The sequence below is a fragment of the Rhodopirellula sp. JB055 genome (assembly GCF_043100905.1).
Classification (GTDB): domain Bacteria; phylum Planctomycetota; class Planctomycetia; order Pirellulales; family Pirellulaceae; genus Rhodopirellula.
The window spans coordinates 1-3,601 of sequence record NZ_JBICHO010000061.1; the positions used below are offsets into that span (position 1 = coordinate 1).

A 3,601-nucleotide genomic window follows, 5' to 3' on the forward strand; every position below is an offset into this window, starting at 1 on the left:
CGACAACCCAAATGGGACGGTTTTGAATGCCGCCTTCGCCGGCCGCCGAAAAGGCGTTCTGGTTCATGCCGGCGATTTCCAAGTAGACGCCCCGCAGCACCATGCCGTTCCGCAACGAAATCAACTGCTCTGCGTTCAGCAGGGTAGCTTGCCCCAACACCAACATCGCCAGCGTGGTCAACCGAACCACAGAACCGCCTCTTCTGCTCCAATCCCTCTTCACCCAACTCGACATTCTGTTGTCATCCGAGGTTGAGAAGGCGTCTTTCATGAGGACTCGATTTCGAAAGCAATCAATAGAAAAGATTGGCGGTGCGTTGCAGCGTCCTACCGAGCGGAGCGACACCGACGCTCAACTGAGCAACCGTCGGACGCGACTGTGCGATCCATCGAGCCAGCAAAATGGACTCGTCCGACGCCGCTTCCACCGCCACGTCGTCCGCCGCCAAGAAAGCCTCCGCCGAATCGTTTTCGCGAGCCAGGCCGGAACCTTCATTCGAAAGATCGCTGGCGAGCGAGCCATTCCCACTAAACCCAGACGAATTGGAAATGGGCGCTGCACCTTTCCATTGTACCCCATCGCTTGTCGAGCCCACGCCAGAATCCGCTTGGTCAACCGGTAATTGATTCCCCGGTGGCCGCAAAACAATCACAGCGAAAAAGCAGGCTGCCAACGTCACGGACCAGCGAGCGGCTTTGCGAGCGAACGACGGTTTGACGGAGGAGGCGTTCCAGCCGCCCTCAGGGGTTCGGACGCCCATTTCCAACTGACGCCATATCGTCAGAGTCTGCTGACAATGCGGGCAACTGACCAAGTGCTGGTCCTCGTCGATCTCCGCATCAGCGCCCGCGTCGATCCAATGATTCAAACGCGCCTCGAATGCTTCACAAGCGGGGCCACCGCCCGTCGTCTGGAGCGTTTGACCGTGCGTCCCCGAGGTTGCAGGAACGGATGTGGTTGTCGCGGCGGAACGGATGCTTGAAGAGACGGTCGAACGATTCACGAGACACCTCCCGCTTCTCGAACGCGGTTGATCACCTGCATCCGCGCTCGATGGACCCAAGTCTTGATGGTTCCCGCAGGATGGCCCATCACTTGAGCCGCTTGTTCGTATGACATCCCGTCAAAATGGACCAACTCAAACGCTCGCCGCGAGGAAATCGTCAACGATTCCATTGCGTCCCGAAGCGACTGGGTTGCTTGGATGCCGTTGGCCGGCGAATCCACTCCGGCGATCGCCACGTGAGATTCATCGATGCCCGACACGCGGGGTTTGGACCGCTGCTTCGCTAAAAAAGAACGGCAGCGATTGCCAGCAATGGTGGTCAACCATGGCTCAATGGGACGAGAGCGATCCCATGATTGAATCGACGCGGCAACTCGACGGAACGTTTCCTGCGTCAGATCTTCCGCATCTTGATGGTGCCCGAGCCAACGAACACAAACCCGGTAAACCAAATCCCGATGCCGCCGAAACAGTTCGGTGAAGGCAGAATCCATCCCGGCATCATGTCCTAGATAGGCATCTGCCAAAGCCTCGTTGGACAACATCGCGAGCGACACGGTTTTCATGCCTTAGCGGCCGCTGAAGAAACGCTTCAAGGCATCGTCGGCAGCATCTCGGGAATTTTCCTTGAGTGCTTTCTTTGCTCCGGCGGGCAACTTGCCAGGTTTGCTCTTGGGCGGAATCACGCGAGCTCCCGTGCTGGTGTCATCGTCCGATGACATGCGTGTGTCGTCGTCCTTTTTCTTATCGGACGCGTCCTCGATCATCACCGTGCCATCGACCGACAGGTCGTCGCTTTGGGAGCTTTCTTTGTCATCCAGACGAAATTGGCGGGTGTCGGGGTCAGTCTGCTTGCGAACACGGTCGATCGCATCCGCTTCGTCCAACCAAGAATCAACATCGACGTCCTCGAAGCGACTGTCATCGCTGGCTTCTTTCTTCGTGCGTGCCGCGGCATCCGCGACGCTTTTCACCTCGGGCTTTTTCGCCGCTTGCAAACCGTGCTCGATGACCAGCGAGAACATCAACTTGCCGACACGAAGTTTGTCTCCGTCCTTGAGCACCTTGGCCTTGTCCGCGGGCAAACGTTTGTCGTTGACGAACGTTCCGTTCCGGCTCTTCAGGTCTTGAACCAGAACCCGACCGTCCTTGATCGCCAATATGCAATGCCGGCGACTGACCGACTCGCTCTTGGGACGAAGCTGGCAAGATTCGCTACGTCCAATCAAGAATCTCTTACCAGAGACCTCGATTTCCTTGCCTTCGTGGCTGCCCGATTGGACTCGCAGTCTAACTTGCATCGGTACCCTTCGTTGCGAAAACCAAACGCACGATTCGGAAGCAAACGTGCGCGACTTGACCGGTCAAACGTGGTTCATGCTTGTGCAATAGAGGGACCAATCTTGGCTCACTCTGTCACTTTCTATCCACTTTCTTCCACCCGGAAGAAACGAATGCAAGCAATGTTGCAATCACGTTTGCCGCCGATCTTATTGTAATTGAACGGCCAGTGGGAGAGGATTAATACCTCTTTCGATGCTCATATCGTTGGTTTCCCCGCCACTACCCCCTCAGACACTCAGCCATCCCCTCCAAGAGGCTAAAGGGCACACGGAACATGCGATCAGCAAGTCCCAGTGCCCGGGCAGATGAATGGAAGCGGCCACGCCGATTGCCCCCAATCAGCGGCTGAATCCGATGCCTTGGTAATCAAACCCAAGCTTTTCGAGGCCCAGCGGTTTGAGCGTGTTCCGGCCGTCAAAGATGAACGCAGGCTTCTTCATCGCCTGACGAATTTTTTCGAAATCTGCTTTTGCAAACTCATCCCATTCGGTCAAGACAGCGATCGCATGGGCGGAATCGGCCGCGGATTCGGCATCTGAGACCACCTCAATGTTGTTTTCAATCAACTGACGCGATGCAGCACTGATCTCTTGATCACCATTTCGGAAGACGGCCTCCAAATCGGCGACCACCTGAGCTTTGGTGACTTGCGGGTCGTAAATCGACAACCGTGCTTTTTCTAACAACAGGTCACGGCAAACATAGATCGCCGCGGATTCACGCGTGTCGTTCGTGTCCTTTTTAAACGCGAATCCCCAGACCGCGATCTTCTTGTCCGAAACGGTGTTGAACATCGTTCGGACCATTCGGTGAACGAAGCGTCGTTTCTGGTAGTCGTTCATCGCCACGACCTGCTGCCAGTAATCCGCCACTTCGGGCAACCCAAAGTACTCGCACAGATAAACGAGATTGAGGATGTCCTTTTGAAAACAGGAGCCCCCAAAACCGACCGACGCCTTCAAGAATTTCGGCCCAATGCGTGAATCCATCCCGATCGCCATCGCGACTTCGTCCACATCAGCTTCGGTGGCCTCGCAAAGAGCGGAAATGGAATTGATCGACGACACCCGTTGAGCCAAAAACGCATTGGCGGTCAACTTGGAAAGCTCGCTGCTCCACAGGTTGGTCGTCAACAATCTTTCGCGCGGGACCCACTTGGCATAAACCTCCACGAGAGCCTGCACGGCCTCATCGCTTTCTCCGCCGATCAACACACGATCGGGTGCCAACAAGTCTTCGATGGCCGTTCC

General features: G+C 56.0%; 5 protein-coding genes. All 5 read right to left on the bottom strand.

Features of this window, described 5'->3' with window-relative positions:
* Nucleotides 1-190, bottom strand: a 190-nt coding sequence (locus tag ACF8AM_RS02390) for a hypothetical protein (protein WP_392554101.1), incomplete at its 3' end; no start/stop codon positions are given.
* Nucleotides 191-293: 103 nt separating this feature from the next.
* Nucleotides 294-869 carry a hypothetical protein gene (locus tag ACF8AM_RS02395; RefSeq protein WP_392554102.1) on the bottom strand — a complete coding sequence of 192 codons (576 nt, stop codon included), beginning with the start codon at nt 867-869 and terminating at the stop codon, nt 294-296.
* Between the two features lie 131 nt (nt 870-1,000).
* Nucleotides 1,001-1,573, bottom strand: a complete 573-nt coding sequence (locus ACF8AM_RS02400) for an RNA polymerase sigma factor (protein ID WP_392554103.1) — start codon at nt 1,571-1,573, stop codon at nt 1,001-1,003.
* 3 nt (nt 1,574-1,576) lie between these two features.
* Nucleotides 1,577-2,308, bottom strand: a complete 732-nt coding sequence (locus ACF8AM_RS02405; protein WP_392554104.1) for an FHA domain-containing protein — start codon at nt 2,306-2,308, stop codon at nt 1,577-1,579.
* 381 nt (nt 2,309-2,689) lie between these two features.
* Nucleotides 2,690-3,601: nucleotide sugar dehydrogenase (locus ACF8AM_RS02410; RefSeq protein ID WP_392554105.1), on the bottom strand; the 912-nt coding region annotated here is incomplete at its 5' end.